The following is a 25,419-nucleotide window of genomic DNA, read 5'->3' on the forward strand; positions in this document are numbered from 1 at the left end:
CGCAGGCATAACAACAAAAATGGAGTAGCGTCGATGACAACAACCAAACCGTTCTGGCGTCGGGCCCGACTGCCGCTGGCGATCAGCCTGGCTTCGACCCTGTCGGCACCGGCATTCGCTCTGAACTTCAATATCGGCGAGATCGAAGCGCAGTTCGACTCTTCCCTCTCGGTGGGTGCCAGCTGGGCTACCTCCAAGCCGAACCAGGACCTGATCGGCGCCAACAACGGTGGCCGCGGTCTGTCGCAGACTTCCGATGATTCACACCTGAACTTCAAACGTGGGGAGACGTTCTCGAAGATCTTCAAGGGTGTGCATGACCTGGAACTGCGTTACGGCGACATGGGTGCCTTCCTGCGCGGCAAATACTGGTACGACTTCGAACTCAAGGACGAAGACCGCCCCTTCAAGGAAATCTCCGACAAGGGTCGCGAGCGCCTGGCGCAATCCTCTGGCGCCGAGCTGCTGGATGCCTTCGTCTATTACAACTACGCCATCGCCGACCTGCCGGGCAGCGTGCGCCTTGGCAAGCAGGTGGTGAGCTGGGGTGAGAGCACCTTCATCCAGGGTGGCATCAACTCCATCAACCCGGCCGACGTCTCCGCCCTGCGCCGTCCCGGCGCCGAGCTGAAGGAAGCCTTCATCCCGGTCAACATGTTCTATGTCGGCCAGAGCCTGACCGACAACCTGTCCGTCGAGGCGTTCTATCAGATCGAGTGGGACCCGACCGTGGTGGAGAACTGCGGCACCTTCTTCTCGCAGCCGGATGTGGTGGCGCCGGGGTGTGATAACAACCTGGCGGTGCTGAACCCAGGGCTCGGTGCCGCGTATGACGCAGCGCTGGCATACCTGACTGCCACCAGCTCGCCGGCTGCAGGCCTTGTCGCGGCGAACGGCTTCGATATTAGCCCCTATGGCGAGGGTGTTCTGGTTGGCCGCGGCAAGGATGTCACGCCAAAGGATGATGGCCAGTGGGGTATTGCCTTTCGCTATATGTTCGAGCCGCTGGACACCGAGTTCGGTGCCTACTTCATGAACTATCACAGCCGTCTGCCGATCTTCAGTGGCAAGGCGGGACCGCTGTCGGCGTATCAGGCTGCCGGCGCTGCAGGCCAGGCAGCCGGTGCTGCATTGCAGTCAACTGTCGCTGGCCAGGTGTGTTTGGCCGCTCCTGCTTTGTGTCCCGGAGGTGTGCCTTCGACGACGGCTCAGGGGATTATCGCCCAGCAGTTGCAAACCATTGGTACGGGGGTCGCGTCAGCGGTCGCAGCCGGTGCCGGCGAGTACTTCATCGAATACCCTGAAGACATCCGCCTGTATGGCCTGAGCTTCTCCACCACGCTGCCCACCGGTACCGCGTGGCAGGGCGAGATCAGCTACCGTGACAACGCGCCGGTGCAACTGAACACAACCGACGTGCTGTACAGCGCGCTGACTCCGCTGGATCCGACCGTTTCGGTACTGCAGGCCACACCTGGCTCAACCCGCCATGGCTTTGAGCGCAAGGAAATCACACAGGTGCAAACCACCTTCACCCACTTCTTCGATCAGGTCATGGGCGCCTCGCGCGTGACGGTGGTGGGCGAGGTCGGCTGGACTCACGTCGGGGGCCTGGAAGATACCAGCGTGAAGCGCTATGGCCGCGACCCGATCTTCGGGCCGGGACCGCTGCCCAATGGCCGTTGCGAGTCGCTGAACGCCGGCACGCTGGCCAACACCGCCGACAAGCGCAACCTGAGTCGCTACTGCGAGGACGACGGCTTCACCACCGCCAACTCGTGGGGCTATCGCCTGCGCGCCGTGTGGGACTACCCGAACGCCTTCCTGGGTGTGAACCTGCAGCCGAACCTGGCCTGGTCGCATGACGTCGAGGGTTACTCCCCCGGTCCAGGCGGCAACTTCGAGGAAGACCGCAAGGCCATCAGCGTGGGTCTGAACGCCGACTACCAGAACACCTACACCATGAACCTGTCGTACACCGACTTCTTCGACGGCAAGTACTCGACCCAGGACGACCGCGACTTCGTGGCCCTGAGCTTCGGCGTGAACTTCTAACGGGCCTGTATTGAAGGAAATGCACCTATGAAAACAAAAAACCTGATGCAGACCGGCGTACTGGCGATCTCCCTCCTGGCAGGCAGCGTGATGGCTGCCGTCCCGGAGTCCGAGGCTGCCAAGCTGGGCACCACCCTGACCCCGCTGGGCGCTGAGAAGGCCGGCAACGCCGCCGGCACCATTCCGGCCTGGACCGGTGGCCTGCCGAAGAATGCCGGTACCGTCGACAGCCGTGGCTTCCTGTCCGATCCGTTCGCTGCCGAACGTCCGCTGTTCACCATCACCGCCAAGAATGTCGAGCAGTACAAGGACAAGCTGACCCCTGGCCAGCTGGCGATGTTCAAGCGCTACCCGGATACCTTCCGGATGCCGGTGTTCACCACCCACCGCACCGCCACCGTGCCGGAGAGCGTGATTCAGGCCACCCGCCAGAACGCCACGCGCACCAAGCTGCTGGCCGGCGGCAACGGCCTGGAGGACTTCCGCGTCGCCAACGCCTTCCCGATTCCGAAGAACGGACTGGAGGTGATCTGGAACCACATCACCCGCTACCGCGGTGGCAGCGTGCGCCGCATGGTGACTCAGGCGACTCCGCAGGTGAACGGCTCCTACAACCTCGTGTACTTCAATGAGGAATTCGCCTTCCGCGAAGCCCTGAAGGACTACGATCCCAGCAAGCCGAGCAACGTGCTGTTCTACTTCAAGCAGCGCGTGACCGCCCCGGCGCGTCTGGCGGGTAACGTACTGCTGGTGCACGAGACCCTTGACCAGGTGAAGGAACCGCGTCTGGCCTGGCTGTACAACGCTGGTCAGCGCCGCGTGCGTCGTGCCCCGCAGGTGTCCTATGACGGTCCGGGTACCGCTGCCGACGGCATGCGCACCTCCGACCAGCTGGACATGTACAACGGTGCCCCGGATCGCTACGACTGGAAACTGGTCGGCAAGAAGGAGCTGTACATCCCGTACAACAGCTACCGCCTGGACTCCCCGAACCTCAAGTACTCGGACATCCTCAAGGCCGGTCATATCAACCAGGATCTGACCCGCTACGAGCTGCACCGCGTCTGGCACGTGGAAGCCACCCTCAAGTCCGGCGAGCGCCACATCTATGCCAAGCGTGACTTCTATATCGACGAGGACACCTGGCAGGCCGCAATCATCGATCAGTACGATGGCCGCGGTAACCTGTGGCGTGTCTCCGAAGCCCATGCCCAGTACTACTACGACAACCAGGTACCGTGGTACACCCTGGAAACCAGCTACGACCTACAATCCGGTCGTTACCTGGCCCTGGGCATGAAGAACGAGGAGAAGCGCGCCTACGAGTTCGGCTTTACCGCCACCGAAAGCGAGTTCACCCCGGCAGCCCTGCGCCAGTCCGGCGTGCGTTAACGCAACACCTTCCGGCGCAAGGCCGGAACACAAAGCCCACGCCTTCGCGCGTGGGCTTTTTCATTAGGGCCAGGCACTGACGAGCCCTCAGTCTGTGGGGGTGAATTCATCAAGCTTCTGAGATGCTGCACAAGAGTTCGCGAGCAATGCGGTGCGTAGACCTGCGGGAGCGAATTCATTCGCGAGCTTCTGGGGAGTCACACAGGGCCCGCAGACGAGTGTCCGCCCCATCAGCAGCGTCGGCTCGCCAGCACTTCCCTCCGCACTCCCGCCCGCGTAGGGTTGTCCCATGACCGATACCATCGACCGCCTCGCCGACCTCCCGGCCAGCGACTGGGATGCCCTGTTGCCTGCCGGACAGCTTTTCCTGCGTCATGCATTCCTGAGCAGTCTGGAAGACAGCGGCGCGGTCGGCCCTGGCACGGGGTGGCTACCTGCTCATCGGATGATGCGCGATGCGCAAGGCCGCCTGACTGCCGCTGCCCCGGCCTACCGCAAGCTGCACTCCTACGGCGAATACGTGTTCGACTGGGGCTGGGCGGATGCCTGCCGGCGCGCCGGCATCGCCTACTACCCCAAGCGATTGAGTGGCGTGCCATTCACCCCGGTGCCTGGCGCACGCCTGTTGGGCGCCCCGGCAGCGCTGGCGCAGTTGCTGGAGGCCGGCGAGGCGCAATTGGCCGAGCAGGGGGAATCCGGCTGGCATATCAATTTCACCCAGCCGGCGGATGACGCCCTGTTGCGTGGGCGCAGCGGCTGGCTGGAGCGCATGGGCTGCCAGTTCCACTGGTTCAACCGGGGCTATCGGGACTTTCAGGATTTCCTCGACACCCTGAGTTCCCGCAAGCGCAAGCAGCTGCGCAAGGAGCGCGACCAGGTGGCGGGCCAGGGCATCGAGTTCGAATGGCGCGACAGCAGCCAGATGCGCGAGGTGGACTGGGACTTCGTCCATGCCTGCTACGCCCGCACCTATCAGGTACGCGGCCAGGACCCCTACCTGCCGCGTGGCTTCTTCAGCCTGTTGGCCGAACGCATGCCAGCGGCACTGCGCGTGGTGCTGGCGCGGCAGCGCGGGCGGCCGGTGGCCATGGCCTTCTCGCTGCAGGGCGATGACTGCCTATTTGGCCGCTACTGGGGTTGCCTGGCGGAGTTTGACCGGCTGCATTTCGAGACCTGCCTGTATCAGGGCATCGACTGGAGCATCGAACAGCGGCTGGCGCGTTTCGAGGCCGGTGCCCAGGGCGAGCACAAGTTGCTGCGCGGCTTCGAACCGGTGCTGACGCGCTCCTGGCATTACCTGCTGCATCCCGGCTTGCGGGCCGCGGTGGTGGGGTTTCTCGAAGAGGAGCGGGTGGCAGTGAGCGCCTACCTGCAAGAGGCGCGCGGTCACCTGCCATACCGGAAGGTGTAGGGTGGTCAAGGCGATGCCTTGGCAACCGATAGCGAGGGAGCGGCGGCCGGAACAGCGCCGCCCGCCCTACGAACTGTAGCCGCGACGCTCCGGTCGCGGCTAACACTCCCCTTGCCTCAGGCGAGGATCATTCCACCCGCTTGGCCGAAATGATTTCCACCGCCTCGCGCGGCACGTTCTGGTGCATGCCGCGGTTGCCGGTCGGCACCTGGGCGATCTGGTCGACCACGCCCATGCCGCGCACCACCTTGCCGAACACCGCATAGCCGAAGTCGCGCGGGCCGTGGTTGAGGAATTCGTTGTCGCTGTGGTTGATGAAGAACTGGCTGGTGGCCGAGTCGCGCACCTGGGTGCGGGCCATGGCCAGGGTGCCGCGATCGTTGCGCAGGCCGTTGTCCGCCTCGTTGCGGATCGGCGCATGGGTCGGCTTCTGGCGCATCTGCGCATCGAAACCGCCGCCCTGGATCATGAAGCCCGGAATCACCCGGTGGAACACGGTGCCGTCGTAGAAGCCGCTATCCACGTACTCGAGGAAGTTCTTGACACTGATCGGCGCCTTTTCCTCGTTCAGCTCGATCTCGATCTCGCCCAGGCTGGTGGCCAGCAGCACGCGGGGATTGTCGGCGGCCAGCAAGTGAGAGGTGAACAGCAGGGCGCAGGCGCCCAGGGTCAGTTTCTTCAGCATGAGTGCGTCCTTGAGGGGTTTGAATGGGGGCAGCATAGAGGCTGCCGGGAATTCTGCGAAGGGGTCAGGGCCTCTCGCCGGGGCAGACTTCGTCAGGGTCGGCGTCCGCGAAGGTCATGATGGACTCCACCAGAATCTGGGTTGCCGGGCCCAGCGGCTTGTCCTTGTTGGCGTACAGGCGAAAGCGCGGCCGGTGGATGCCACCCTGGGGCAGGGGCAGCTCCTTGAGCCGACCCTCGTGGAGTTCGCGGGCGATCACCGGGCGCGGCAGCCAGGCGAAGCCCAGGCCGCGTCGCACGAACAGCGCGGCAGTGGCCATGCTGCTGACTGTCCAGCGCTGCTCGGCGCCGAGCCAGCCGACATCCATGGGCTGGGCCCGGCCAGAGTCGCGGATGACGATCTGCAACTGGTTCTCCAGGTCCTGCGAGCTCAGCTCGCGGCGCAGCTGGTGCAGCGGATGGTTCGGGTGCGCCACCGCGACGAACTCCACGGTGCCCAGCTCGGTGCCCAGGTAGCCGGGAATCTCCAGGCTGGAAATGGCCAGGTCGGCGGTGCCTTCGCGCAGCACATCCACCACCCCGGACAGCACTTCCTCGCGCAGCCGCACCCGGCAGCCACGGCTCTTGGGCATGAAATCGGTCAAGGCCCGAGCGATGCGCCCGCTGGGGAAGGCGGCGTCGATCACCAGGCGTACCTCGGCCTCCCAGCCCAGCTCCAACTGATGGGCCAGGTCCTCGATCTGGCTGGCCTGCTTGAGCAGGTGGCGGGAGCGACGCAGCAGCACGGCGCCAGCCTCGGTGAGCACGGCCTTGCGGCCTTCGATGCGCAACAGCGGCACACCCAGCTGTTCCTGCATGCGGGCCACGGTATAGCTGACTGAGGACTGCGAGCGGTGCAGGGCTTCGGCGGCCTGGGCAAAGCCGCCGTGATCGACGACGGCCTGCAGGGTTCGCCACTGATCCAGGGTGACACGGGGCGCTTTCATGGAGGCGGCCTCGGTGAAAATGGGGTGCGCTCGAGCCTAGTGAGAGGCTGCGAACTAATCAACTGGTTCGATTGAAATCAGCAGAATTATGCGCTTTTTGATCGAAATGACTCTGGGTAAAGTGTGCGCCATTCCTCGAACACCCTCTGGAGTCAAAGATGTCCCGCGTACTCGTGATCGAAAGCAGTGCCCGTCAGGAAGGTTCGGTTTCCCGCCAGCTGACCCAGGCCTTCGTCGCCCAGTGGAAGCAGGCCAACCCGGCCGACAGCATCCAGGTTCGCGACCTGGCCAAGCAGCCACTGCCGCACCTGGACATGGATCTGCTTGGCGGCTGGATGAAGCCCGCCGACCAGCAGAACGCCGCCGAGCAGGCCGCCGCGCAGCGCTCCGACGCGCTGGTCGCCGAGCTGAAGGCCGCCGACGTGCTGGTGCTGGCCGCGCCCATGTACAACTTTGCCATCCCCAGCACCCTCAAGGCCTGGCTGGACCATGTGCTGCGCGCCGGCGTGACCTTCCAGTACACCGCCAATGGTCCGCAGGGCCTGCTGACTGGCAAGCGCGCCTACGTGCTGACCGCCCGCGGCGGCATCTACACCGGCAGCCCGCTGGATCACCAGGAACCCTACCTGCGCCAGGCGCTGGGCTTCATCGGCATCACCGATGTCGAGTTCATCCATGCCGAAGGCCTGAACATGGGCGGCGACACCGCTGCCAAGGGCCTGGAAAGCGCACAGGCGAAAGTCGCCGCGATCGCCTGATCAGACGATTCATTTGTGGGTCGGGCAGTGGCTATACCGTGCTCGGTTTGACCGTAGGGTGGAAAACTCGCGCAGCGATTTTCCACCGAACGACAGCCCGCTGCCGGGGCAATGGTGGACAAGGAAAGCGTTGTCCACCCTACGGTCTGCCGGAAACAAAAAACCGCCCGAGAGGGCGGTTTTTTTGTTGTTCGGCAACATCAGAGGTCGTAGTCGTAATCGGTCAGACGCTTCTGCAGGCGGCGCTCTTCGAGCAGGTTGTCGATGATGCGGCGCTTGGTCAGGTTGGTCTTGGCGACTTCGACCTGCTCAACGGCTTCTTCGTTGCTCTCAACAACGAAGTCATCATCCAGTTCGAGTTCGGCTTTTTCGGTCATGAGTCACTCCAGGCGGGGTGCGATGGCGCACCTTATAGCGACTCCGATCCGGCGGGTAAAAAAGATTTTTTCAATGAAAACAGCGGGTCAAGTCTATAAGACTCAATCGTCAGAGGTCTTCAGCTTGTATTCGCACAGATCCTCGATGCGGCAGCTGCCACAGCGCGGCTTGCGCGCCTGGCACACGTAGCGTCCGTGCAGGATCAGCCAATGGTGGGCATCGAGCAGATACTGCTTCGGCACCACCTTGAGCAGCTTCTTCTCCACCTCCAGCACGTTCTTCCCCGGCGCGATGCCGGTGCGGTTGCTGACCCGGAAGATATGCGTGTCCACCGCCATGGTGTGCTGACGGAAGGCGGTGTTGAGCACCACGTTGGCGGTCTTGCGGCCCACGCCCGGCAGGGCTTCCAGGTCCTCACGGTTGTCGGGCACCTGGCTGCCATGCTTCTCGATCAGGATGCGGCAGGTTTCCAAGACGTTCTTCGCCTTGGTCGGGTACAGGCCGATGGTCCGGATGTACTCACACAGCCCTTCGTAGCCAAGCGCGTAGAGGGCTTCCGGTGTGTTGGCCACCGGGAACAGCTTGGCGGTGGCCTTGTTCACCCCCACGTCGGTGGCCTGCGCGGAGAGGATCACCGCGATCAGCAACTCGAACGGCGAGCTGTAGGCCAGCTCGGTGGTGGGGTGAGGGTTGTCCTCGTGGAAGCGACGGAAGATTTCCAGGCGTTTGGCGGCGTTCATGGTTCTCTGCGCAAAGGGGGGAAGGCGCGCTGTGGGAGCGGACTGGTCCGCGAGCTTTTATGCAGGGGCTGGCAAAACGCTCGCGAATGAATTCGCTCCCACAGGCTCCGCGAGTTACTCGATTACCCCGGTTACCCGCACGCGGCGGCTGGGGGCGGGCGCGGCGACCGGCTCGCGTGCCTTGGCGCGTTCAGCCAGCTGCTCATCGATGCGGTTCTTCAGGGCGATCAGCAGGCCTAGCACAATGAACGCGCCTGGCGGCAGGATGGCCAGCAGGAAGCCCTGGTAATCCTCCACCAGGGTGATCTGCCAGTTGGCGGCCAGCGGGCCGAACAGCAGCTGCATATTGGCGAACACCGCGCCGGTCCCGAACAGTTCGCGCACCAGGCCGATGGCCAGCAGGACCAGGGCGAAGCCAATGCCCATCACCAGACCGTCATACGCCGCGCGAGCGACAGTGTTCTTGGCGGCGAACGCCTCGGCGCGGCCGAGGATCACGCAGTTGGTGGTGATCAGCGGAATGAAGATGCCGAGGATCTGGTACAGCTCGTAGGTGAAAGCCTGCATCAGCAGCTCGATGCAGGTGGTCAGCGCGGCGATGATCATCACGAAGGCCGGCAGGCGCACGGCGGGGGTCACCGCACCGCGGATCAGCGACACGGCGGCGTTGGAACAGGTCAGTACCAGTACGGTGGCCAGCCCCAGGCCCAGGGCGTTGACCGCCGAGTTACTGGTGCCCAGCAACGGGCACAGGCCCAGCAACTGCACCAGCCCGGGGTTGTTCTTCCACAGGCCATTGACGGTGATGTCGCGGTAGCTGGTGCTCATCGGGCGGTCTCCTGCGCGAAGAGTTCATCGCGGTGGGCATCGACGTATTGCAGGGCCTGATGCACGGCCTTCACCACCGCACGCGGGGTAATGGTGGCGCCGACGAACTGGTCGAACTGGCCGCCGTCCTTCTTCACCGCCCAGCCGCTTTCGCCGGGCTGCTGCAGGGACTTGCCGTCGAAGCCGAGAATCCAGCGGTTCTTGGCCAGCTCGATCTTGTCGCCCAGGCCGGGGGTCTCGCGGTGGCCAATGACCCGCACGCCACTCAGGCGCCCATCGGAGTGCACGCCGATCAGCAGCTGGATGGCTCCGCTGTAGCCGTCCGGCGCGGTGGCCTGCAGGATCACCGCCGCAGGCTGGCCCTCGCGGGTGGCGATCCAGGCCGTCACCGGGCGCGGTCCGAGGAGGGCGTGGCGCAGCTCGCGCTGGCTGTCGAGCAGGTCGTTGTCGTAGCTGCCGGCCGGCAGGATCTGCGCCAGCGCGTCGATCCGCGCCTGGCGCTCGGCCTGGGCGATACGCTCGGCCGTGCTCTGCTGGGTGAAGGCCACCAGGCCCACGGTGACGATGGCGAACAGGCCGAGGACCAGGCTGTTCCTGAGCATCGAGCGACGGATTTCCAGAGTGCTCATCGGTTCATTCGCCCAGCTTGAGGCCGCGCTCGGCCTTGGCATGGCCATAGGTGCGCGGACGGGTGTAGTAGTCGATGGTCGGTGCGGCCAGGTTCATCAGCAGCACGGCGAAGGCTACGCCGTCCGGGTAGCCGCCCCACGCGCGGATCACGTAGACCAGGATGCCCACGCCGATGCCGAACAGCAGGCGGCCACGGGTACTGGTGGCGCCGGACACCGGGTCGGTGACGATGAAGAAGGCACCGAGCATGGTGGCGCCGGAGAGCAGGTGGAACAGCGGCGAGCCGTGGCTGTCCGAGCCCGAGCCGTTCCAGAACAGCAGGCTCATCAGCAGCAGGGCGCCGAGCATGCCCACCGGCGCGTGCCAGCCGATGACCCGCCGGCCGAGCAGGAACAGCCCGCCGGCGAGGAACGCCAGGTTGACCACTTCCGAGCCGATGCCGCCGTAATGGCCGAAGGCCGGCTGCTTCCACAGCTCGGCAATGGTCAGGCTCTTGTTGGTCTTCAGCACATCCAGGGCGGTGGCCTGGCTCCAGCCGTCCACCAGCGGCGCCAGGCCGAAGATGTGCTGGAAGCCGTCGAGCAGGCCCACGGCGTGAGGAATCGGCCAGCTGGTCATCTGCACCGGGAAGGACACCAGCACCACTACGTAGCCGACCATCGCCGGATTGAACGGATTCTGGCCGAGGCCGCCGTACAGCTGCTTGCCGAAGGCGATGGCGCTGAGCACGGCGATCAGGGTCAGCCACCAGGGCGAATAGGGCGGCAGCGCCAGGGCCAGCAGCACGGCGGTGACCAGGGCGCTGCCGTCGCGCAGGAAGAACTGCACCGGGCGCTGGCGCAGCTTGAGCAGCAGCGCTTCGATGCCCAGCGCCAGGGCGCTGGCCCAGAGCAGGTTGATCAGCGTGCCGGCGCCGTACAGCCAGGTCAGCACGACAAAGCCGGGCAGGGTGGCGGCCAGCACCGTCAGCATGACGCGCTGGGTGCGGTTGGCCCCGATGGCATGGGGCGAGGTGATGCGGGGCAGGGCCATGGGGGCTCCGAATCCTGTACGTCTTGCCGCCGTCGGCGTGACGGCAGCCTGTGTTTCAACTTCCAGCGGTTGGCGCTGTCCTGGCCGCCGGGGAGGCCTAACGGCCTCCTTTCGGTGGACAGGAAAAGCGCTGTCCACCCTACGTCAACCGTTCCGTCGCTCGTAGGGTGGAAAACTCGCGCAGCGATTTTCCACCGAAAGCGGCCGGTTCACTCTGCCGTGTTCGCTGCGAGCTTGCGTTCGGCCTCGGCGAGCTTGGCGCGCGCGGCGTCCAGTGCGGCCGGTTCCGGGTTTTCCGTGCGTTCCAGCTTGCGCAGCTCGGCGCGGGCGAAGGCCAGTTCGGTCTTCAGCTGCCGGGTGGCGTCGTCGACCGGGCGCTTTTCCACCCGTACCAGATCCGGCGCCGGCTTGGCCGTGCTGTCCTCGGCCGCGTGCAGCGCCTGTTCGGCATTGGCCAGTGCCTTGCGCAGGCGGGTCAGCTCGGCCTCGTCGGCGCCGGCCTTCTCGGCCTTCTTCAGTTCGGCGCGGGCCATGGCCAGCTCGATCTTGGCCTTCTTCAGCGCTTCATCGGTTGGCTTGGCCGCCGGCACCGGCGCCGGCGCGGCAGCTTCGGCGCTGGCCAAGGCCTGGTCGGCCTCTTCCAGTTGCTGGCGCAGGCGGGCCAGTTCGGCCTGCTGATCGTCGTCCGGAGCTTCCAGTTTTTCCAGCTTGCGGATCTGCGCGCGCAGCATGGCGGCCTCGATCTTGGCCTTCTTCAGGGCTTCGTCACCGGCCGGCTTGGCGGCCGGCGCGGGTACGGCGGCTTCGGCGGCGGCCAGCAGCTTGTCGGCTTCTTCCAATTGCTGGCGCAGATGCGCCAATTCGGCCTGCTGATCGTCGTCCGGGGCTTCCAGCTTCTCCAGCTTGCGGATCTGCGCGCGCAACATGGCGGCTTCGATCTTGGCCTTCTTCAGCGCCTCGTCGCTGGCCGGCTTGGCTGCGGCGGGCGCCGGCGTGGCTGGCTGGGCGGCGAGCGCCTGCTGGGCCTGTTCGGCGGCGGCGCGCAGGGTTTCCACCTGCTGGCGCAGCTCCTCGGTGTCGTGCTGGGCCAGCTGCTTCTCGGCCTTCTTCAGGGCCACCTGGGCCATGCTGGCCTCGATCTTCAGGCGCTTGAGGGTTTCGCCGGCTTCCACCGCCTGGGGCGTGGCCTCGACGGCGGGCGCAGCCTCCTTGGCGGCCTTGGCCAGCGCGGCCTTCTCGGCCCGCGCCTTGCGTTCGGCTTCCTTCTGTTCCTCGGCGCGGCGCAGGCGTTCCTGGCGCTGCTCGAAGCGCTGGCGCGAGTGCTCGGCCTTCTGCTGCTTCTGTTCCAGCTCGCGGATCTCGCCCTTGGCGGCGCGGAAATACTGCACCAGCGGAATGTTCGACGGGCACACGTAGGCGCAGGCGCCGCATTCGATGCAGTCGAACAGGTGCTGGGCGCGTAGCTGTTCGTGGTCCTGGCCCAGGGCGAAGAAATGCAGCTGCTGCGGCAGCAGGCTGGCCGGGCAGGCCTCGGCGCACTCGCCGCAGCGGATGCACGGCAGTGCCGGCGGGGGCGGCGGCAACTCCTTTGCGGTGGCGGCCAGCAGGCAGTTGGTGGTCTTGATCAGCGGAACGTCCAGCGACGGCAGGCTGAAACCCATCATCGGCCCGCCCATGATCAGGCGATCCAGGCTGTTCGACTGGAGGCCGGCAAAGGCCAGCAGTTCGTTCACCGGCGTGCCGATCAGCGCCTCGACGTTCATCGGCCGCGCCAGCGCCTCGCCGGTCAGCGTGGTGATGCGCGAGATCAGCGGCTTGCCGAGCACCACGGCGTCATGGATGGCCACGCAGGTGCCGACGTTCTGGCAGAGCATGCCGATGTCGGCCGGCAGCCCGCCGCTGGGCACTTCGCGGCCGGTGAGAATCTGGATCAGCTGCTTCTCGCCACCGGAGGGGTACTTGGTGGGGAACACCTTGAGCACATAGGGGCGCTCGCCGAGCGCCGCGCGCACGGCGGCGATGGCCTCGGGCTTGTTGTCCTCGATGCCGATCAGCACGCTTTCCGGCTGGATCAGGTGCGCGAGGATGTCGATGCCGCTGACCAGCTTGGCGGCCTTCTCGCGCATCAGCACATCGTCGGCGGTGATGTAGGGTTCGCACTCGGTGCCATTGATGATCAGCGTGCTGACCTTGTCCAGCGGCCGCGCGGCCAGCTTGGCGGCGGTGGGGAAGCCGGCGCCGCCCAGGCCGTTGATGCCGGCCTCGCGGATCAGCGCCAGCAGATCGGCGGGCGCCAGGCTGCGGAAATCGGCGACCGGCTGCAGCTCGCACCATTCATCCTGGCCGTCGCTGTCGATGACGATGGCCGGTGCGGCCATGCCGGAGACATGCGGATAGGGCTGCGGACCGATGAAGCTGACCATGCCGGAGGTCGGCGCATGCAGCGGCACGCTGACCGTGCCCTGGGCCTCGGCGATCTTCTGGCCCTTGCGCACGCGCTCGCCGACGGCCACGCAGGGTTCGGCCGGCGCGCCGAGATGCTGGCTCAGCGGCAGGATCAGCCGGGCCGGCAGCGGCGCGGTCTGGATCGGCGCGCGGTTGGACAGCTCCTTGCGCTCCGGCGGATGAATGCCGCCGGGGATGTCCCAAACAGTGGTGTGCATCGCGGTCATGCGGCCTGCTCCCGGTCGGTGGCGATCAGCTGGCCCGGCGCCAGCGGCAGCGTCCAGCTCCAGCTCTGCAGGCTCTTGCCCACTTCAAGCATGTCGATGCAATCCACCGGGCAGGGCTCCACACACAGGTCGCAGCCGGTGCATTCGCTGGCGATCACCGTGTGCATCTGCCGCGCGGCGCCGACGATGGCGTCCACCGGGCAGGCCTGGATGCACTTGGTGCAGCCGATGCATTCGGCCTCGCGAATGAAGGCGACCATCTGCGGTTTCTCGCCACCCTCGGCGTCCAGCGGCTCGGGCTCCATGTCCAGAAGGTCGGCCAGGGCCTGGATGGTGGCTTCGCCACCGGGCGGGCACTTGTTGATCTTGTCGCCGTTGGCGATGGCCTCGGCGTAGGGTTTGCAGCCCGGATAGCCGCACTGGCCGCACTGGGTCTGCGGCAGCAGGGCGTTGATCTGTTCGGCGATGGGGTCGCCCTCGACCTTGAAGCGAATCGCCGCGTAGCCCAGCAGGGCTCCGCAGGCCAGGCAGAGGATCAGCAGCGCGACGACGGCAATCAGCACCAGACTCATAGCTTGATCAACCCGGCAAAGCCCATGAACGCCAGCGACATCAGGCCGGCGGTGATCATGCCGATGGCCGGGCCCTGGAAGGCCTTGGGCACATCGGCAATGGCGATGCGCTCACGCATGGCGGCGAACAGCACCAGCACCAGCGAGAAGCCCAGGCCGGCGGCGAAGCCGTTCAGCGTGGCGGTAATGAAGGTGAACTCGCTGCGGTTGGCGTTGAGCAGCGCCACGCCGAGCACGATGCAGTTGGTGGTGATCAGCGGCAGGAAGATGCCCAGCACGCGATAGAGCAGCGGACTGGTCTTGTTCACCACCATCTCGGTGAACTGCACCACCACGGCGATCACCAGGATAAAGCTGATGGTGCGCAGGAATTCCAGGCCCAGCGGTTCGAGCAGGTATTCCTGCACGAGATAGGCGCACATGGCGGTCAGGGTCAGCACGAAGGTGGTGGCCAGCGACAGGCCGATGGCCGTTTCCACCTTCTTGGAGACGCCCATGAACGGGCACAGGCCGAGGAACTGCACCAGGACGAAATTGTTGACCAGGATGGCGCTAACCATGATCAGGGCGAGTTCGGTCATTGCAGGGGCATCGCTCTGGGTGGGCCGTTGAAGAGGGCCGGTATTATCCGGGAGGGGGACAGGGCATACAAGGCGCGACAGGCAGCCGCAGGCTGACGGGCATCAATGGGCGGCCAGGCCGCCCGGCCAGTACGGCTGTCCACTGGCGCGCAGCGCATGGGCCGGGGTGGTGCGCGCGGCACGCTGGCGCCACAGCGGTTCCAGCTGGCCGGCCGCCGCCTCGAGTCCGGCCTGTTGCAGCGCGGCCTCACTGGCGCGCAGCACGCGCTGTGCGCCATGGGCGATCTGCGCCTCGTCGAAGGCGTCCAGGGCAGCCAGGCGGTAGAGGTCCACATCGGGCTCCTCGCTGCGCCCCGGCAGGCTGTCGTCCAGGCACAGGCCGGTCAGCAGCTGGCACAGGGCGGCTAGCAGCGCCACGCCGGGCGCGGCGTCGAAGGCCTTGAACTCGATGCGCCCGACTTCACCGGGCAAGCGCGCCGGACGCATCAGCGGCGAGGCCTGTAGCGCCGCGTGGTTATCCGCCTCGACATACACCCGCACCGCCGGTCTGCAGCCGCAGCGCATCCAGGTGCGCCGCGACCAGCCGGTCCAAGGCTGGCCGGCGTACCAGGGCGAATCGAAGCTGAACGGCACGATGAACGGCGCGTAGAAGTTCAGCTTGCGCGCGGCGTCCAGGTCGCGTCGCCAGTCCCGCTCGGCGAAGGACAGGTTGAGGTCCGGGCCGAAGGTCAGGGTGGCGATGTCGTTGCCGGCGAAGTCCCGATCGGCCGCCCGCGTGCGCTGTTCGTAGGTGTTCAGCGGTGGGTCGAAGACGTAGCGTTCGTGCAGCGGGTTGAGTGCCGCGATGCCCAGTGCCAGGTGATGGGTGGCCAGGGTAGCGGCCAGTTGCCGTTCGATCTCCAGCAGCAGGTCCAGCGCCTCGGCGACGCTGTTGCGCGGCGGCGTGCGAATCTCCACGCCCTTGACCGCCAGGCCGGCGAAGCGACCGTCCGGGTGGGCACGCTCGTCACCTTCCAGGTACCAGTAGCCGCTGCGAATACCCTGGTCTCCGGTGGCCAGGGTGGGATCGTCGAGCCCTGGCTTGGCGGCCAGCATCCGGCTGAGGGCGGAGAAGTCCAGGTTGGTGAAATCGCGGATGCGTCCGGCGTGTGGGCCCGAGGCATCGATCAGCAGGTATTCGAATTCGATGCCGTAGCGCATCGCGGAGCCTGAACGAACCATGATGTTGCGTCCTGCCGCCAGTGTCCTGACCAGTGTAGGCCGGCGGCTGGATGAATCCTTTGCATGCAAATTAGTCGCTGACTTAAAGAAAGCTCGCTAACAATCATTAGACTTTGGTCGTAGAATGCGCCGCGTCAGAACACCACACCCCCGAGGCTCTTTGCTCTTTATGAACACCCAGGAACTGCAACGCCTGCTCGATGATTTGGATGCCACCCACACCGCCAGCGACAGCCTGAGCCGTCTGGTCGTCAGCCGTCTGGCCAAGCAGGGCGTCCCCTACAAAGCGATGCTGGGCAAGCTGGAGGTGGGTGGTCGCGTGGTGTCGCCGCATTTCTGGGTGGAGAGCAATGGCTGCGTGATCGACTACCGCGGCGGCAAGGACAAGCGCGGCGTATTCGCCAAGACCGAAGCGCCGGCCTACCAGGGCACCGAGATCGTCCTCGATCCGCTGCCCGACTACATGTTCGAGCAGATGGCCCGCTGACGGCGACCAGGCTGAGAAATTAAAAAAACGGAACCCGAGGGTTCCGTTTTTTTTATTGTGGTTCGGTGCCGCGCCGATCGTAGGGTGGAAAACTCGCGCAGCGATTTTCCACCACAGCCACGCCTGCGTATGCCCGGTAGACAAGGCTTCGCCGTTGTCTACCCTACGGCACCAACCCCGCCTTACTTCACCCGCTGGCCCGGCTTGGCGCCGGCGTCGGGGCTGAGCAGGAAGATTTCGCTACCGCCGGGGCCGGCGGCCAGCACCATGCCTTCGGAGACGCCGAACTTCATCTTGCGCGGCGCCAGGTTGGCCACGTACAGGGTCAGGCGGCCTTCCAGCTGGCTCGGATCCGGGTAGGCGCTCTTGATGCCGGAGAACACATTGCGCTTGGCGTCGCCGATGTCCAGGGTCAGGCGCAGCAGCTTGTCGGCGCCTTCCACGAACTCGCACTTCTCGATCAGCGCGATACGCAGGTCGACGGCCGCGAAGGCGTCGAAGTTGATCTCAGCGGCCAGCGGGTCCTTTGCCAGCTCGCCATTGCCGGCCGGCGCGTTCGTGGCCGCCAGGTCTTCCTTGGAGGCTTCGATCATGGCCTCGACCTTGGCCGGTTCGATACGGGTCATCAGCGGAGTGAAGGCATTCAGCTGATGGTTGGCCAGCGGCTGCGCCAGGTTCGCCCAGGTCAGCGGCGGCACATTGAGGAACTGCTCGGCGTCGGCGGCCAGCTTCGGCAGCACCGGCTTGAGCAGGATGACCAGCTGGCGGAACAGTTCGACGCCCAGGGCGCAGATTTCCTGCACTTCCTGCTGCTTGCCTTCCTGCTTGTTCAGCGCCCACGGCGCCTTCTCGGCGATCCAGGCGTTGGCCAGATCCGCCAGGTGCATGATTTCGCGCATGGCGCGGGCGAAGTCACGCTTCTCGTAGGCGTCGGCGATGCTCGGCAGCGCGTCGCGGAAGCTGGCGCGCAGCTGGGGCTCGATGTCGGTGGCCACCAGCACGCCGGCGTTGCCCTTATGGATGAAGCCGGCGCAGCGGCTGGCGATGTTGACCACCTTGCCGACCAGGTCGGAGTTGACCTTCTGCACGAAGTCCTCAAGGTTCAGGTCCAGGTCGTCCACGCCGCGGCCCAGCTTGGAAGCGTAGTAGTAGCGCAGGTATTCCGGGTTCAGGTGATCCAGGTAGGTGCGCGCCTTGACGAAGGTGCCACGCGACTTGGACATCTTCTGGCCGTTGACGGTCAGGTAGCCGTGCACGTTCAGCGCGGTCGGCTTGCGGTAACCGGCGCCTTCCAGCATCGCCGGCCAGAACAGCGCGTGGAAGTTGATGATGTCCTTGCCGATGAAGTGGTAGACCTCGGCGCTGGAGTCCGGCTTCCAGTACTCGTCGAAGTCCAGCTCCGGGCGGCGGGCACAGAGGTTCTTGAAGCTGGCCATGTAGCCGACTGGCGCATCCAGCCAGACATAGAAGTACTTGCCCGGCTCGTCCGGGATCTCGAAGCCGAAGTAGGGCGCGTCGCGGGAAATGTCCCACTCCTGCAGGCCGCCATCCAGCCATTCGGCGATCTTGTTGGCCACGGAGTCTTGCAACGCGCCGCTGCGGGTCCACTCCTTGAGCATCGCCTCGAAGTCCGGCAGCTTGAAGAAGAAGTGCTTGGACTCCTTGAGCACCGGCGTGGCGCCGGAAATGGCCGAGCGCGGATTCTTCAGCTCGGTCGGCTCGTAGGTGGCGCCGCACTTCTCGCAATTGTCGCCGTACTGGTCCTCGGCCGCGCATTTGGGGCAGGTGCCCTTGATGAAGCGGTCGGCCAGGAACATGCCTTTCTCGGGATCGAAGTACTGGGTCACCGAGCGGGTGGCGATGTGGCCCTTGTCGCGCAGCGCCAGGTAGATGGCGCTGGACAGCTCGCGGTTCTCTTCGCTGTGCGTGGAATGGAAATTGTCGAAGTTCACGCCGAAGTCAGCGAAGTCGGCCATGTGTTCGGCCTGCACGTTGGCGATCAACTGTTCGGGGGTGATGCCTTCCTTTTCGGCGCGCAGCATGATGGCCGAGCCGTGGGCATCGTCGGCGCACACATAGGTGCAGGTGTTGCCGCGCAGCTTCTGGAAGCGCACCCACATGTCGGTCTGGATGTATTCCAGCATGTGGCCGAGGTGGATCGAGCCGTTGGCGTAGGGCAGGGCGCTGGTGACGAGAATCTTGCGGGCTTCGGACATGGCGGTTGGGCTGCACGCTGATGGAACAAGCCGGCAACTATAAGGGAAGGGGCGCGCCGGAAGCCACCAGCCGCAGGGGGGAAAACGCGCGCAGCGATTTTCCACGCGGCATACCCGCGCATACCCGGTAGACAGGCTGCGCCGTTGTCTACCGTACGGCCTGCTCCAGCCTGAGGCGTGTCGCTGCTGCTATCATGCCCGCCTGTCCCGCCGGTCCGAATCTGGAGCCCCCATGTCCATTACCCGCGAAGCCGTCGAAGCCGCGCTGCGTCAATACACCGACCCGCACCTCAACCAGGACCCGGTCAGCGCCGGCTGCGTCAAGCAGATCGACATCCAGGGCGAGCGCGTCGCCGTGCGCCTGGAGCTCGGCTATGCCGCCGGCCTGTTCAAGAGCGGCCTGGCCCAGCTGCTGCAGATGGCCCTGGAGAACCTCGACGGCGTCAGCCAGGCCAGTGTGCAGGTGGACTGCGTGATCACCGCGCACAAGGCACAGGATTCGGTGCCGGCATTGAGCAACGTGAAGAACATCATCGCCGTGGCCTCCGGCAAGGGCGGCGTCGGCAAGTCGACCACCGCCGCCAACCTGGCGCTGGCCCTGGCCCGCGAGGGCGCCCGGGTCGGCATGCTGGACGCGGACATCTACGGCCCCAGCCAGGGCATCATGTTCGGCATTCCCGAGGGCACCCGGCCGAAAGTGCGCGACGAGAAGTTCTTCGTGCCCATCGAGGCCCATGGCGTTCAGGTGATGTCCATGGCCTTCCTCACTGACGACAAGACGCCGGTGGTCTGGCGCGGGCCGATGGTCTCCGGTGCGCTGCTGCAACTGATCACCCAGACCGCCTGGGACAACCTCGATTACCTGGTGGTCGACATGCCGCCGGGCACCGGCGACATCCAGCTGACTCTGGCGCAGAAGGTGCCCGTGGCCGGCGCGGTGATCGTCACCACCCCGCAGGACCTGGCCCTGCTGGATGCCAAAAAGGGCGTGGAGATGTTCCGCAAGGTGAACATTCCGGTGCTGGGCGTGGTGGAGAACATGGCCATCCATATCTGCTCCAATTGCGGCCATGCCGAGCACCTGTTCGGCGAAGGCGGCGGCGAAAAGCTGGCGGCGCAGTACAACGTCGACCTGCTGGCCTCAATGCCGCTGTCCATGGCCATCCGCAGCCAGGCTGACGCCGGTCGGCCGACGGTGATCGCCGATCCGGAAAGCCAGATCGCCATGCTCTACCAGCAGGTGGCGCGCACGGTGGGCGCGCGCATCGCCCAGGGCAGCCAGATCGTCGCGCAGTCGATGCCGAAGATCGAAATCAGCGACGATTGAGGATATTGGCTGGCACCCGGTGCCTGTCCGGGTGCTCAGCCGAAGAACTTGCCGAGCATGCGCGAGGCGAAGCCGCGGTCGAGGTTCTTCTTGACCAGGGCGACGTAGTGCTTGTCTTCGTGCTTGATGTGGTTGATCAGCCACAGGCCCACGTCGGTGCGCATGTCGCGCGCCACCTTGAGCGGGTCGATGCCGTTGGTCACCTTGTCCAGGTATTCGTTGGCGCGCTGGCGGAATGCGTCGTGTACCTGGCGATGGGCTTCGAACATCGGATAGCCGGCCTGCTCCATCAGTGACTCCTCGAACACCAGGTGCGAAAGCACATAGTCGATCAGGCCGCGGCAGAGAATCTCCACCTGGCTGCCATCGCCACTTTCGATGCAGTTCTGAATCTCCTCGAAATACTCGAACAGCCGCTTGTGCTGTTCATCAATCAGGTCGATCCCTGTTTCGAATTCGGCCGACCACTCGATCTTGAGCGCCATCGTTCATTCCCTTCCGCTGCTGGATATCCCGGTTCGTTCGGTTTAAAGGCACCGTGCCAGCATGCGAGGCTATGCAAGAGCGGGGCTGGGAATGTTGATCTGGATCAGTGGACGAATGGGGGAAAATGGGCTTCACCCGGCGCCTCGGCTTGGAAGGAGCGACATTGGCCCGGTAAGATGCGCGCCATTCCAGTTGAACCCATTCAGGACACCGCGATGAGCATCAAATCGGACAAGTGGATCCGCCGCATGGCCCAGGAGCACGGCATGATCGAGCCCTTCGTCGAACGCCAGGTGCGCACCGAGGGCAGCGAGCGGCTGATCTCCTACGGTGTCTCCAGCTATGGCTACGACGTGCGCTGCGCCGACGAATTCAAGGTGTTCACCAACATCCACTCGGCCACCGTGGACCCGAAGAACTTCGACGAAAAGAGCTTCGTGGACGTGAAGGGCCCGGTGTGCATCATTCCGCCGAACTCCTTCGCCCTGGCGCGCACCGTCGAGTACTTCCGTATTCCGCGCGACGTGCTGACCATCTGCCTGGGCAAGAGCACCTACGCGCGCTGCGGCATCATCGTCAACGTCACCCCGCTGGAACCGGAATGGGAAGGCCACGTGACCCTGGAATTCTCCAACACCACCACCCTGCCGGCGAAGATCTATGCCAACGAGGGTGTGGCGCAGATGCTGTTCCTGCAGTCCGACGAGCCCTGCGAAGTCTCCTACCGCGATCGCGGCGGCAAATACCAGGGCCAGACCGGCGTCACCCTGCCCAGGGCCTGATCGGGTAGTTCCTGGCCGCCGGGGCGGGATCGCCCCACGGGCCGTAACCCGGGCGTAGGATGGTCAAGGCATCGCCTTGGCCACCGAGTGGGACCCTGCGGCGGCCGGAACAGCGCCGACCGCCTACGCGGCCGGTGTGCCCCGGTCATCCAGCCAGCGCAGCGCCTTCTCGCGGGCTTGTGCCAGGTTGCGCACGAACGCCAGCTCGCCCTCGCGACGGTGGATGCCGGCGCGGCGCAATTTCAGACGCACCCGGGGCGTGGTGCCGACCAGTACCAGGCCGATGCCGTGGCGCTGGTAGTGATCCAGGATGCTTTCCAGTGCCGCCAGGGCGGTCATGTCCAGCAGCGGCACGGCGCTCATCTCGACGATCACCACCTTCATCTCGCGATCGAAGCGGCGCAGGGCATCCAGCGCCTTCTCCGCCGCGCCGAAAAACAGCGGGCCGCGAATGGCATAGGCGGCCACGCCCTCGGGCAAATCATGCAGTGCCTCGTGGTAGCCGGGTGGCAGGCTGGCGGTGTCGGTGACATCGCTCATGCGCTTGATGAACAGGCCGGCGGCCAGCAGCAGGCCGACGCCGACCGCCAGGACCATGTCGAACAGCACGGTGAGCACCAGGCAGACCAGCAGCACCAGCACATCGGTGCGCGGCGCGATCTTCACGGTGTGCACCACATGGTGGGCTTCGCTCATGTTCCAGGCGACCATCAGCAGCAGGGCCGCCAGGGCCGACATTGGCAGGTAGCTGAACAGCGGCGACAGCAGCAGCACGGCCAGCAGCACCACCCCGGCATGCACGATGGCTGCCACCGGCGAAAAGGCGCCCGCCTTCACGTTGGTGGCGGTGCGGGCCAGCGCCGCCGTGGCGGTGATGCCGCCGAACAGCGGCGCCACCAGGTTGCCGATGCCCTGGCCGAGCAGTTCGGCGTTGGGATCGTGCTTGGTGCCGGCCATGCCGTCGGCCACCACCGCGCACAGCAGCGACTCGATGGCGCCCAGCATGGCGATGGCAAAGGCCGGCGCCATCAACTGGCGGATCAGCTCGAAGGACAGCACCAGTGGCTGGCCGTCCGGGCCGGGCAGATCCCACGGCCAGGCGAAACTGGGCAGGAACGGCGGGATCCCGGGATGCTCGACGCCATCCAGCACGTAGCTGAAACGCTCGCCCAGGGTGGCCAGCGGCAGGCCGACCGATTCCAGCAGCAGGCCGAGCAGGGTGCCGACCAGCAGGGCGACCAGGTGTCCCGGGATCTTCGGCACGAAGCGCGGCCAGACGATCAGCACGCCCAGGCAGACCATGCCAACCAGCGCGTCGCCGAACTGCAGGGTGGGCAGCGCCTCGCCCAGGCTCATCAGCTGCGCCACATAGTGGGCGGGTTCGCCCTGCGGCTGCAGGCCGAGGAAGTCCTTGATCTGCAGGGTAGCGATGACAATGCCGATGCCGGCGGTGAAGCCCAGGGTCACCGGATAGGGCACGAAGCTGATCAGCTTGCCAGCGCGCAGCAGGCCCAGGGCGATCAGGATCAGTCCGGCCAGCAGGGTGCAGAGCAGCAGGCCGCCGATGCCGTATTGCTGGGTGATGGGCAGCAGGATGACCACGAAGGCGGCGGTGGGGCCGGAAATGTTGAAGCGCGAGCCGCCAAGCAGGGCAATCAGCGGAGCGGCGACCAGCACGGTGTACAGGCCATGCTGTGGCGGCACGCCAACGGCGATGGCCAGCGCCATGGCCAGGGGGATGGCGATGATGCCGACCGTCAGGCCGGCGGCGAGGTCCCCCTGCAGGGAAGAACGGGAATAGCCGGCGCGCAGCGTCTGGCGCCAGGCCGCGAACAGCGGTAGTTGCAAGGACATGATGGCTCCCGGAGGGCAATGCCGGGCCAGTATACGCCTGCTCTCCGTAAGGAAATGCGCAGCGATTGGTTGCGTTGAGCGCCGCCGGGGCAGGGGAGTACACTGCGGGCCCTTTGACATGAGCGAGGCGAGCGATGCGCAAGGACAAGAAGCAGGTGATCGGCGAGGAAATCGGCGACGAAGCCATCAAGGCCTACCTGGCCATGGAGCCGGCCGACGACACCCCGCCGGCACTGCACAAGCTGGTCAAGGCCTATCGTGGCCTGCGCATCGGCGACTTCGAGCGCTTCCTGGTGTTCTTCCGCGAGGCCGGCTACGACCTGGCGGCCGCCGACGCCTTCATCGCCATGATCGAGGACCAGCGCCAGGCTGAGCCCTATATCGAGGCGATCCGCGCAGCGCGCGGCTGAAAGTAGGGCAGTCGGCGCCGTTCTGGCCGCCGCTTCGGCGTTGCGAGGCGGTGGACAAGGCAAACGTTGTCCACCCTGCGCGGCTTGCCAGTTCCACGTCGTGGATGCTTAGTGCTTGCGCGCCAGCGGCAGTCGCTCGAACGCCACGCCGGCCAGGCCGGTCTTCAGCAGCGCACGGATGTTGCCGTGGTCACTTCCCTCGGGCGTGGCCAGCACGCTGCGGTAGTGCTCGCCGAAGGCCCGCAGGGCCTCCTCGTCCGTCAGGCCTTCCAGCAGGGCCATGCCCAGCACCTTGCACGAGCCTTCGTTCTGGCCGGCGGCGTTCTGCTGGTCGCCGTTGCGAAAGGCGCTTGGCGTGTAGTCGTACCGGGCGCCGATGAACGCCAGGGTGTCGGCGAACAGGTGCTGTTCGCTGCGCAGGGCGGTGCGAAAGTCGTTCAGGTTCATTCGGGCTTGTTCTTCTCGAAACTGGCCAGTTGCTCGGCGCTGGCTTCGCGCTGGTAACGGGACTTCCACTCGGCATACGGCATGCCGTACACCGCCTCGCGCGCGGCCTCCAGCTCCAGTTCCACGCCGCGCTCGTCGGCGGCGGCCTTGTACCACTTGGCCAGGCAGTTGCGGCAGAAACCGGCCAGGTTCATCAGGTCGATGTTCTGCACATCGGTGCGTTCCTGGAAATGCTGCACCAGGCGGCGGAAGGCCGCGGCTTCCAGTTCCAGGCGTTGTTGTTCGTTCATAGGGGGACTCCAGGCTATTCGCGGTGACCGGCGAGGGTGATGGAGACGGATTCGGCGAAGCGCAGCGCGTGGGGCTTGTCTACCTCGACTTCCGCGTAGCGCACCTCGGAGTGGGCCATCACCAGGTCCAGCACTTCCTGGGTCAGGCGTTCCAGCAGGGCGAAGCGGTTGCCCTCCACGTGGGCGATGATCGCCTTGGTGATGGTGCGGTAGTTCAGCGCCCGCTCGATGGCGTTTTCCGCCACCGCCTGGTGCGCCGCATAGAGGATGGTCAGGTTGATCAGCACGTCCTGCTTGTTGAGGACTTCCTCTTCCTTGATGCCGATGTAGGTCCGCAGGCGCAGGTCCTTGACCCGAATGCGCGCCATTCCCGGTTCCAGTCGCATGGCCGTTGCTCTCCGATTCTGGGGGGCGGCGAGTATCGCACGACTGGGCCTACTTGAGATGCCGACCGCCATTCACCGTGAGCGTGGTGCCGGTCAGGTAAGGGGTATCCAGCAGATAGCGCAGGCTCTGATAGATCACCTCCGGCCCCGGCGCGAATCCCAGCGGCGACTTGGCCAGTGCGCGCCGGCGGTAATCCTCGTCGTCACCCTCGTTGAACATCAGCAGCGCCGGGGCAATGCCGTTGACCTTGATGTTCGGCGCCAGGCGTGCGGCGAACGACAGGGTCAGGCTGTCCAGGCCGGCCTTGCTGGCGCAGTAGGCGGTGTGCTTGGCGCTGCCCTTGCGCACCACGTCGTCGCCGATGTGCACGATGTCCGCCGGCGCGCTGCCCAGCAGCAGGTCGGCGCAGTGCAGGTTGATCAGGTAGGGCGCCAGCATGTGCACGTTGACCATGCGCCGGAACGCCTCGGCCTCCTGGCCGGGCTCTTCGGCCAGCCATTCGGAGGCGTTGTGCACGATGGCGCGCAGCTGGCCGGTGTGCTGGCGCAGGCGGGCGATGAAATCGAGGATGCCGGCCTCGTCGGCAAAGTCCGCGCGCAGCAGCTCGGCGCCGCGCTGGCGCAATTGCTCCAGGCCTGGGCGCTCGCTGCGGTAGCTGACGATCACCGGCTGGCCGTCGTCGAGCAGGCGCAGCGCGCAGTGCAGGCCGACGCGCTGGCTGGCGCCGGTGATCAGGATGGGGGCCGGGGAGTGGGGCATGGGCACGCTCGGGCGGTGACGGCTGGAGGCGCCA

Annotated in this window: 26 protein-coding genes; 8 read left to right on the forward strand and 18 right to left on the reverse strand. The window is 65.7% G+C overall.

Annotation, left to right across the window (positions count from 1 at the left end):
- The first annotated feature begins 33 nt into the window (after window positions 1–33).
- The 3 genes from SF06_RS02740 to SF06_RS02750 all read left to right on the forward strand — a co-directional run bounded on the left by SF06_RS02740 (window position 34) and on the right by SF06_RS02750 (window position 4,858).
- Window positions 34–2,055 (forward strand): DUF1302 domain-containing protein, encoded by a 2,022-nt coding sequence (locus SF06_RS02740; RefSeq protein ID WP_039559869.1) that lies wholly within the window; start codon window positions 34–36, stop codon window positions 2,053–2,055.
- Between the two features lie 27 nt (window positions 2,056–2,082).
- Complete coding sequence (locus SF06_RS02745) at window positions 2,083–3,447, forward strand: DUF1329 domain-containing protein (RefSeq protein WP_027590827.1); 1,365 nt, start codon at window positions 2,083–2,085, stop codon at window positions 3,445–3,447.
- A 289-nt stretch (window positions 3,448–3,736) separates the two neighbouring features.
- On the forward strand, window positions 3,737–4,858 hold the full coding sequence (locus SF06_RS02750; RefSeq protein ID WP_039559871.1) for a GNAT family N-acetyltransferase: 1,122 nt from the start codon (window positions 3,737–3,739) through the stop codon (window positions 4,856–4,858).
- A gap of 127 nt (window positions 4,859–4,985) precedes the next feature.
- On the opposite strand, the gene SF06_RS02755 is transcribed toward SF06_RS02750, so the two are convergent.
- Together SF06_RS02755 and SF06_RS02760 are read right to left on the reverse strand one after the other, a co-directional pair.
- The gene (locus tag SF06_RS02755; RefSeq protein WP_027590825.1) at window positions 4,986–5,543 is read right to left on the reverse strand and encodes a peptidylprolyl isomerase; all 558 of its coding nucleotides are present in this window, start codon (window positions 5,541–5,543) and stop codon (window positions 4,986–4,988) included.
- 64 nt (window positions 5,544–5,607) lie between these two features.
- Window positions 5,608–6,528 (reverse strand): LysR family transcriptional regulator, encoded by a 921-nt coding sequence (locus tag SF06_RS02760; protein ID WP_051587462.1) that lies wholly within the window; start codon window positions 6,526–6,528, stop codon window positions 5,608–5,610.
- 158 nt (window positions 6,529–6,686) lie between these two features.
- Here SF06_RS02760 and SF06_RS02765 point away from each other — a divergent pair, with 158 nt between their 5' ends.
- Window positions 6,687–7,286, forward strand: coding sequence for an FMN-dependent NADH-azoreductase (locus SF06_RS02765; RefSeq protein WP_027590824.1), 600 nt, complete (start codon window positions 6,687–6,689; stop codon window positions 7,284–7,286).
- Window positions 7,287–7,486: 200 nt separating this feature from the next.
- Here SF06_RS02765 and SF06_RS18475 read toward each other — a convergent pair whose 3' ends face one another.
- From SF06_RS18475 to SF06_RS02810, 9 genes are all read right to left on the reverse strand, one after another.
- On the reverse strand, window positions 7,487–7,663 hold the full coding sequence (locus SF06_RS18475) for a PA3496 family putative envelope integrity protein (protein ID WP_027590823.1): 177 nt from the start codon (window positions 7,661–7,663) through the stop codon (window positions 7,487–7,489).
- Between the two features lie 102 nt (window positions 7,664–7,765).
- Window positions 7,766–8,404 (reverse strand): endonuclease III, encoded by a 639-nt coding sequence (gene nth / locus SF06_RS02775; protein WP_039559872.1) that lies wholly within the window; start codon window positions 8,402–8,404, stop codon window positions 7,766–7,768.
- 114 nt (window positions 8,405–8,518) lie between these two features.
- Window positions 8,519–9,232, reverse strand: coding sequence for an electron transport complex subunit E (locus tag SF06_RS02780; RefSeq protein WP_039559874.1), 714 nt, complete (start codon window positions 9,230–9,232; stop codon window positions 8,519–8,521).
- Window positions 9,229–9,861, reverse strand: coding sequence for an electron transport complex subunit RsxG (rsxG, locus tag SF06_RS02785; protein ID WP_039559876.1), 633 nt, complete (start codon window positions 9,859–9,861; stop codon window positions 9,229–9,231). Before rsxG ends, SF06_RS02780 begins: the two co-directional genes overlap by 4 nt.
- Window positions 9,862–9,865: 4 nt before the next feature.
- The gene (locus SF06_RS02790; protein ID WP_027590819.1) at window positions 9,866–10,894 is read right to left on the reverse strand and encodes an RnfABCDGE type electron transport complex subunit D; all 1,029 of its coding nucleotides are present in this window, start codon (window positions 10,892–10,894) and stop codon (window positions 9,866–9,868) included.
- A gap of 209 nt (window positions 10,895–11,103) precedes the next feature.
- Complete coding sequence (gene rsxC, locus SF06_RS02795; protein WP_039559877.1) at window positions 11,104–13,566, reverse strand: electron transport complex subunit RsxC; 2,463 nt, start codon at window positions 13,564–13,566, stop codon at window positions 11,104–11,106.
- On the reverse strand, window positions 13,563–14,138 hold the full coding sequence (gene rsxB / locus SF06_RS02800) for an electron transport complex subunit RsxB (RefSeq protein WP_027590817.1): 576 nt from the start codon (window positions 14,136–14,138) through the stop codon (window positions 13,563–13,565). The genes rsxC and rsxB overlap by 4 nt, the downstream gene beginning before the upstream one ends.
- On the reverse strand, window positions 14,135–14,719 hold the full coding sequence (gene rsxA, locus SF06_RS02805; RefSeq protein WP_027590816.1) for an electron transport complex subunit RsxA: 585 nt from the start codon (window positions 14,717–14,719) through the stop codon (window positions 14,135–14,137). The genes rsxB and rsxA overlap by 4 nt, the downstream gene beginning before the upstream one ends.
- Window positions 14,720–14,821: 102 nt before the next feature.
- Window positions 14,822–15,940, reverse strand: a complete 1,119-nt coding sequence (locus SF06_RS02810; RefSeq protein WP_052199682.1) for a glutamate--cysteine ligase family protein — start codon at window positions 15,938–15,940, stop codon at window positions 14,822–14,824.
- Window positions 15,941–16,109: 169 nt separating this feature from the next.
- Here SF06_RS02810 and SF06_RS02815 point away from each other — a divergent pair, with 169 nt between their 5' ends.
- Window positions 16,110–16,427, forward strand: coding sequence for a hypothetical protein (locus SF06_RS02815; protein WP_027590814.1), 318 nt, complete (start codon window positions 16,110–16,112; stop codon window positions 16,425–16,427).
- A 182-nt stretch (window positions 16,428–16,609) separates the two neighbouring features.
- On the opposite strand, the gene metG is transcribed toward SF06_RS02815, so the two are convergent.
- Window positions 16,610–18,643, reverse strand: a complete 2,034-nt coding sequence (gene metG, locus SF06_RS02820; protein ID WP_039559879.1) for a methionine--tRNA ligase — start codon at window positions 18,641–18,643, stop codon at window positions 16,610–16,612.
- Between the two features lie 232 nt (window positions 18,644–18,875).
- On the opposite strand from metG, the gene apbC reads away from it, so the two are divergent.
- Window positions 18,876–19,970 (forward strand): iron-sulfur cluster carrier protein ApbC, encoded by a 1,095-nt coding sequence (gene apbC, locus SF06_RS02825; RefSeq protein ID WP_039559880.1) that lies wholly within the window; start codon window positions 18,876–18,878, stop codon window positions 19,968–19,970.
- 35 nt (window positions 19,971–20,005) lie between these two features.
- On the opposite strand, the gene SF06_RS02830 is transcribed toward apbC, so the two are convergent.
- Entirely contained in the window at window positions 20,006–20,455 is a 450-nt protein-coding gene (locus tag SF06_RS02830; protein WP_027590811.1) for a bacteriohemerythrin, read from the reverse strand.
- Between the two features lie 216 nt (window positions 20,456–20,671).
- Here SF06_RS02830 and dcd point away from each other — a divergent pair, with 216 nt between their 5' ends.
- Window positions 20,672–21,238 (forward strand): dCTP deaminase, encoded by a 567-nt coding sequence (dcd, locus tag SF06_RS02835; protein WP_027590810.1) that lies wholly within the window; start codon window positions 20,672–20,674, stop codon window positions 21,236–21,238.
- 123 nt (window positions 21,239–21,361) lie between these two features.
- On the opposite strand, the gene dauA is transcribed toward dcd, so the two are convergent.
- On the reverse strand, window positions 21,362–23,092 hold the full coding sequence (gene dauA, locus SF06_RS02840; RefSeq protein WP_027590809.1) for a C4-dicarboxylic acid transporter DauA: 1,731 nt from the start codon (window positions 23,090–23,092) through the stop codon (window positions 21,362–21,364).
- 134 nt (window positions 23,093–23,226) lie between these two features.
- On the opposite strand from dauA, the gene SF06_RS02845 reads away from it, so the two are divergent.
- Complete coding sequence (locus SF06_RS02845) at window positions 23,227–23,502, forward strand: PA4642 family protein (protein ID WP_039559882.1); 276 nt, start codon at window positions 23,227–23,229, stop codon at window positions 23,500–23,502.
- A gap of 108 nt (window positions 23,503–23,610) precedes the next feature.
- Here the strand turns inward: SF06_RS02845 and SF06_RS02850 are convergent, their stop codons facing one another.
- The 4 genes from SF06_RS02850 to folM are packed head-to-tail and all read right to left on the reverse strand — an operon-like array spanning window position 23,611 to window position 25,385.
- Window positions 23,611–23,949: a HopJ type III effector protein gene (locus SF06_RS02850; RefSeq protein WP_039559884.1), complete on the reverse strand. Its 339-nt coding sequence runs from the start codon at window positions 23,947–23,949 to the stop codon at window positions 23,611–23,613.
- Complete coding sequence (locus tag SF06_RS02855) at window positions 23,946–24,239, reverse strand: DUF1244 domain-containing protein (RefSeq protein WP_027590806.1); 294 nt, start codon at window positions 24,237–24,239, stop codon at window positions 23,946–23,948. Before SF06_RS02855 ends, SF06_RS02850 begins: the two co-directional genes overlap by 4 nt.
- A 14-nt stretch (window positions 24,240–24,253) precedes the next feature.
- Window positions 24,254–24,625 (reverse strand): dihydroneopterin triphosphate 2'-epimerase, encoded by a 372-nt coding sequence (folX, locus tag SF06_RS02860; protein WP_037009107.1) that lies wholly within the window; start codon window positions 24,623–24,625, stop codon window positions 24,254–24,256.
- A gap of 49 nt (window positions 24,626–24,674) precedes the next feature.
- A complete protein-coding gene (gene folM / locus SF06_RS02865; protein ID WP_039559886.1) occupies window positions 24,675–25,385 on the reverse strand; it encodes a dihydromonapterin reductase in 711 nt (236 codons plus the stop codon).
- Between the last annotated feature and the right edge of the window lie 34 nt (window positions 25,386–25,419).

Origin of the sequence: Pseudomonas flexibilis, from assembly GCF_000802425.1 — a bacterium.
Lineage (GTDB): Bacteria > Pseudomonadota > Gammaproteobacteria > Pseudomonadales > Pseudomonadaceae > Serpens > Serpens flexibilis.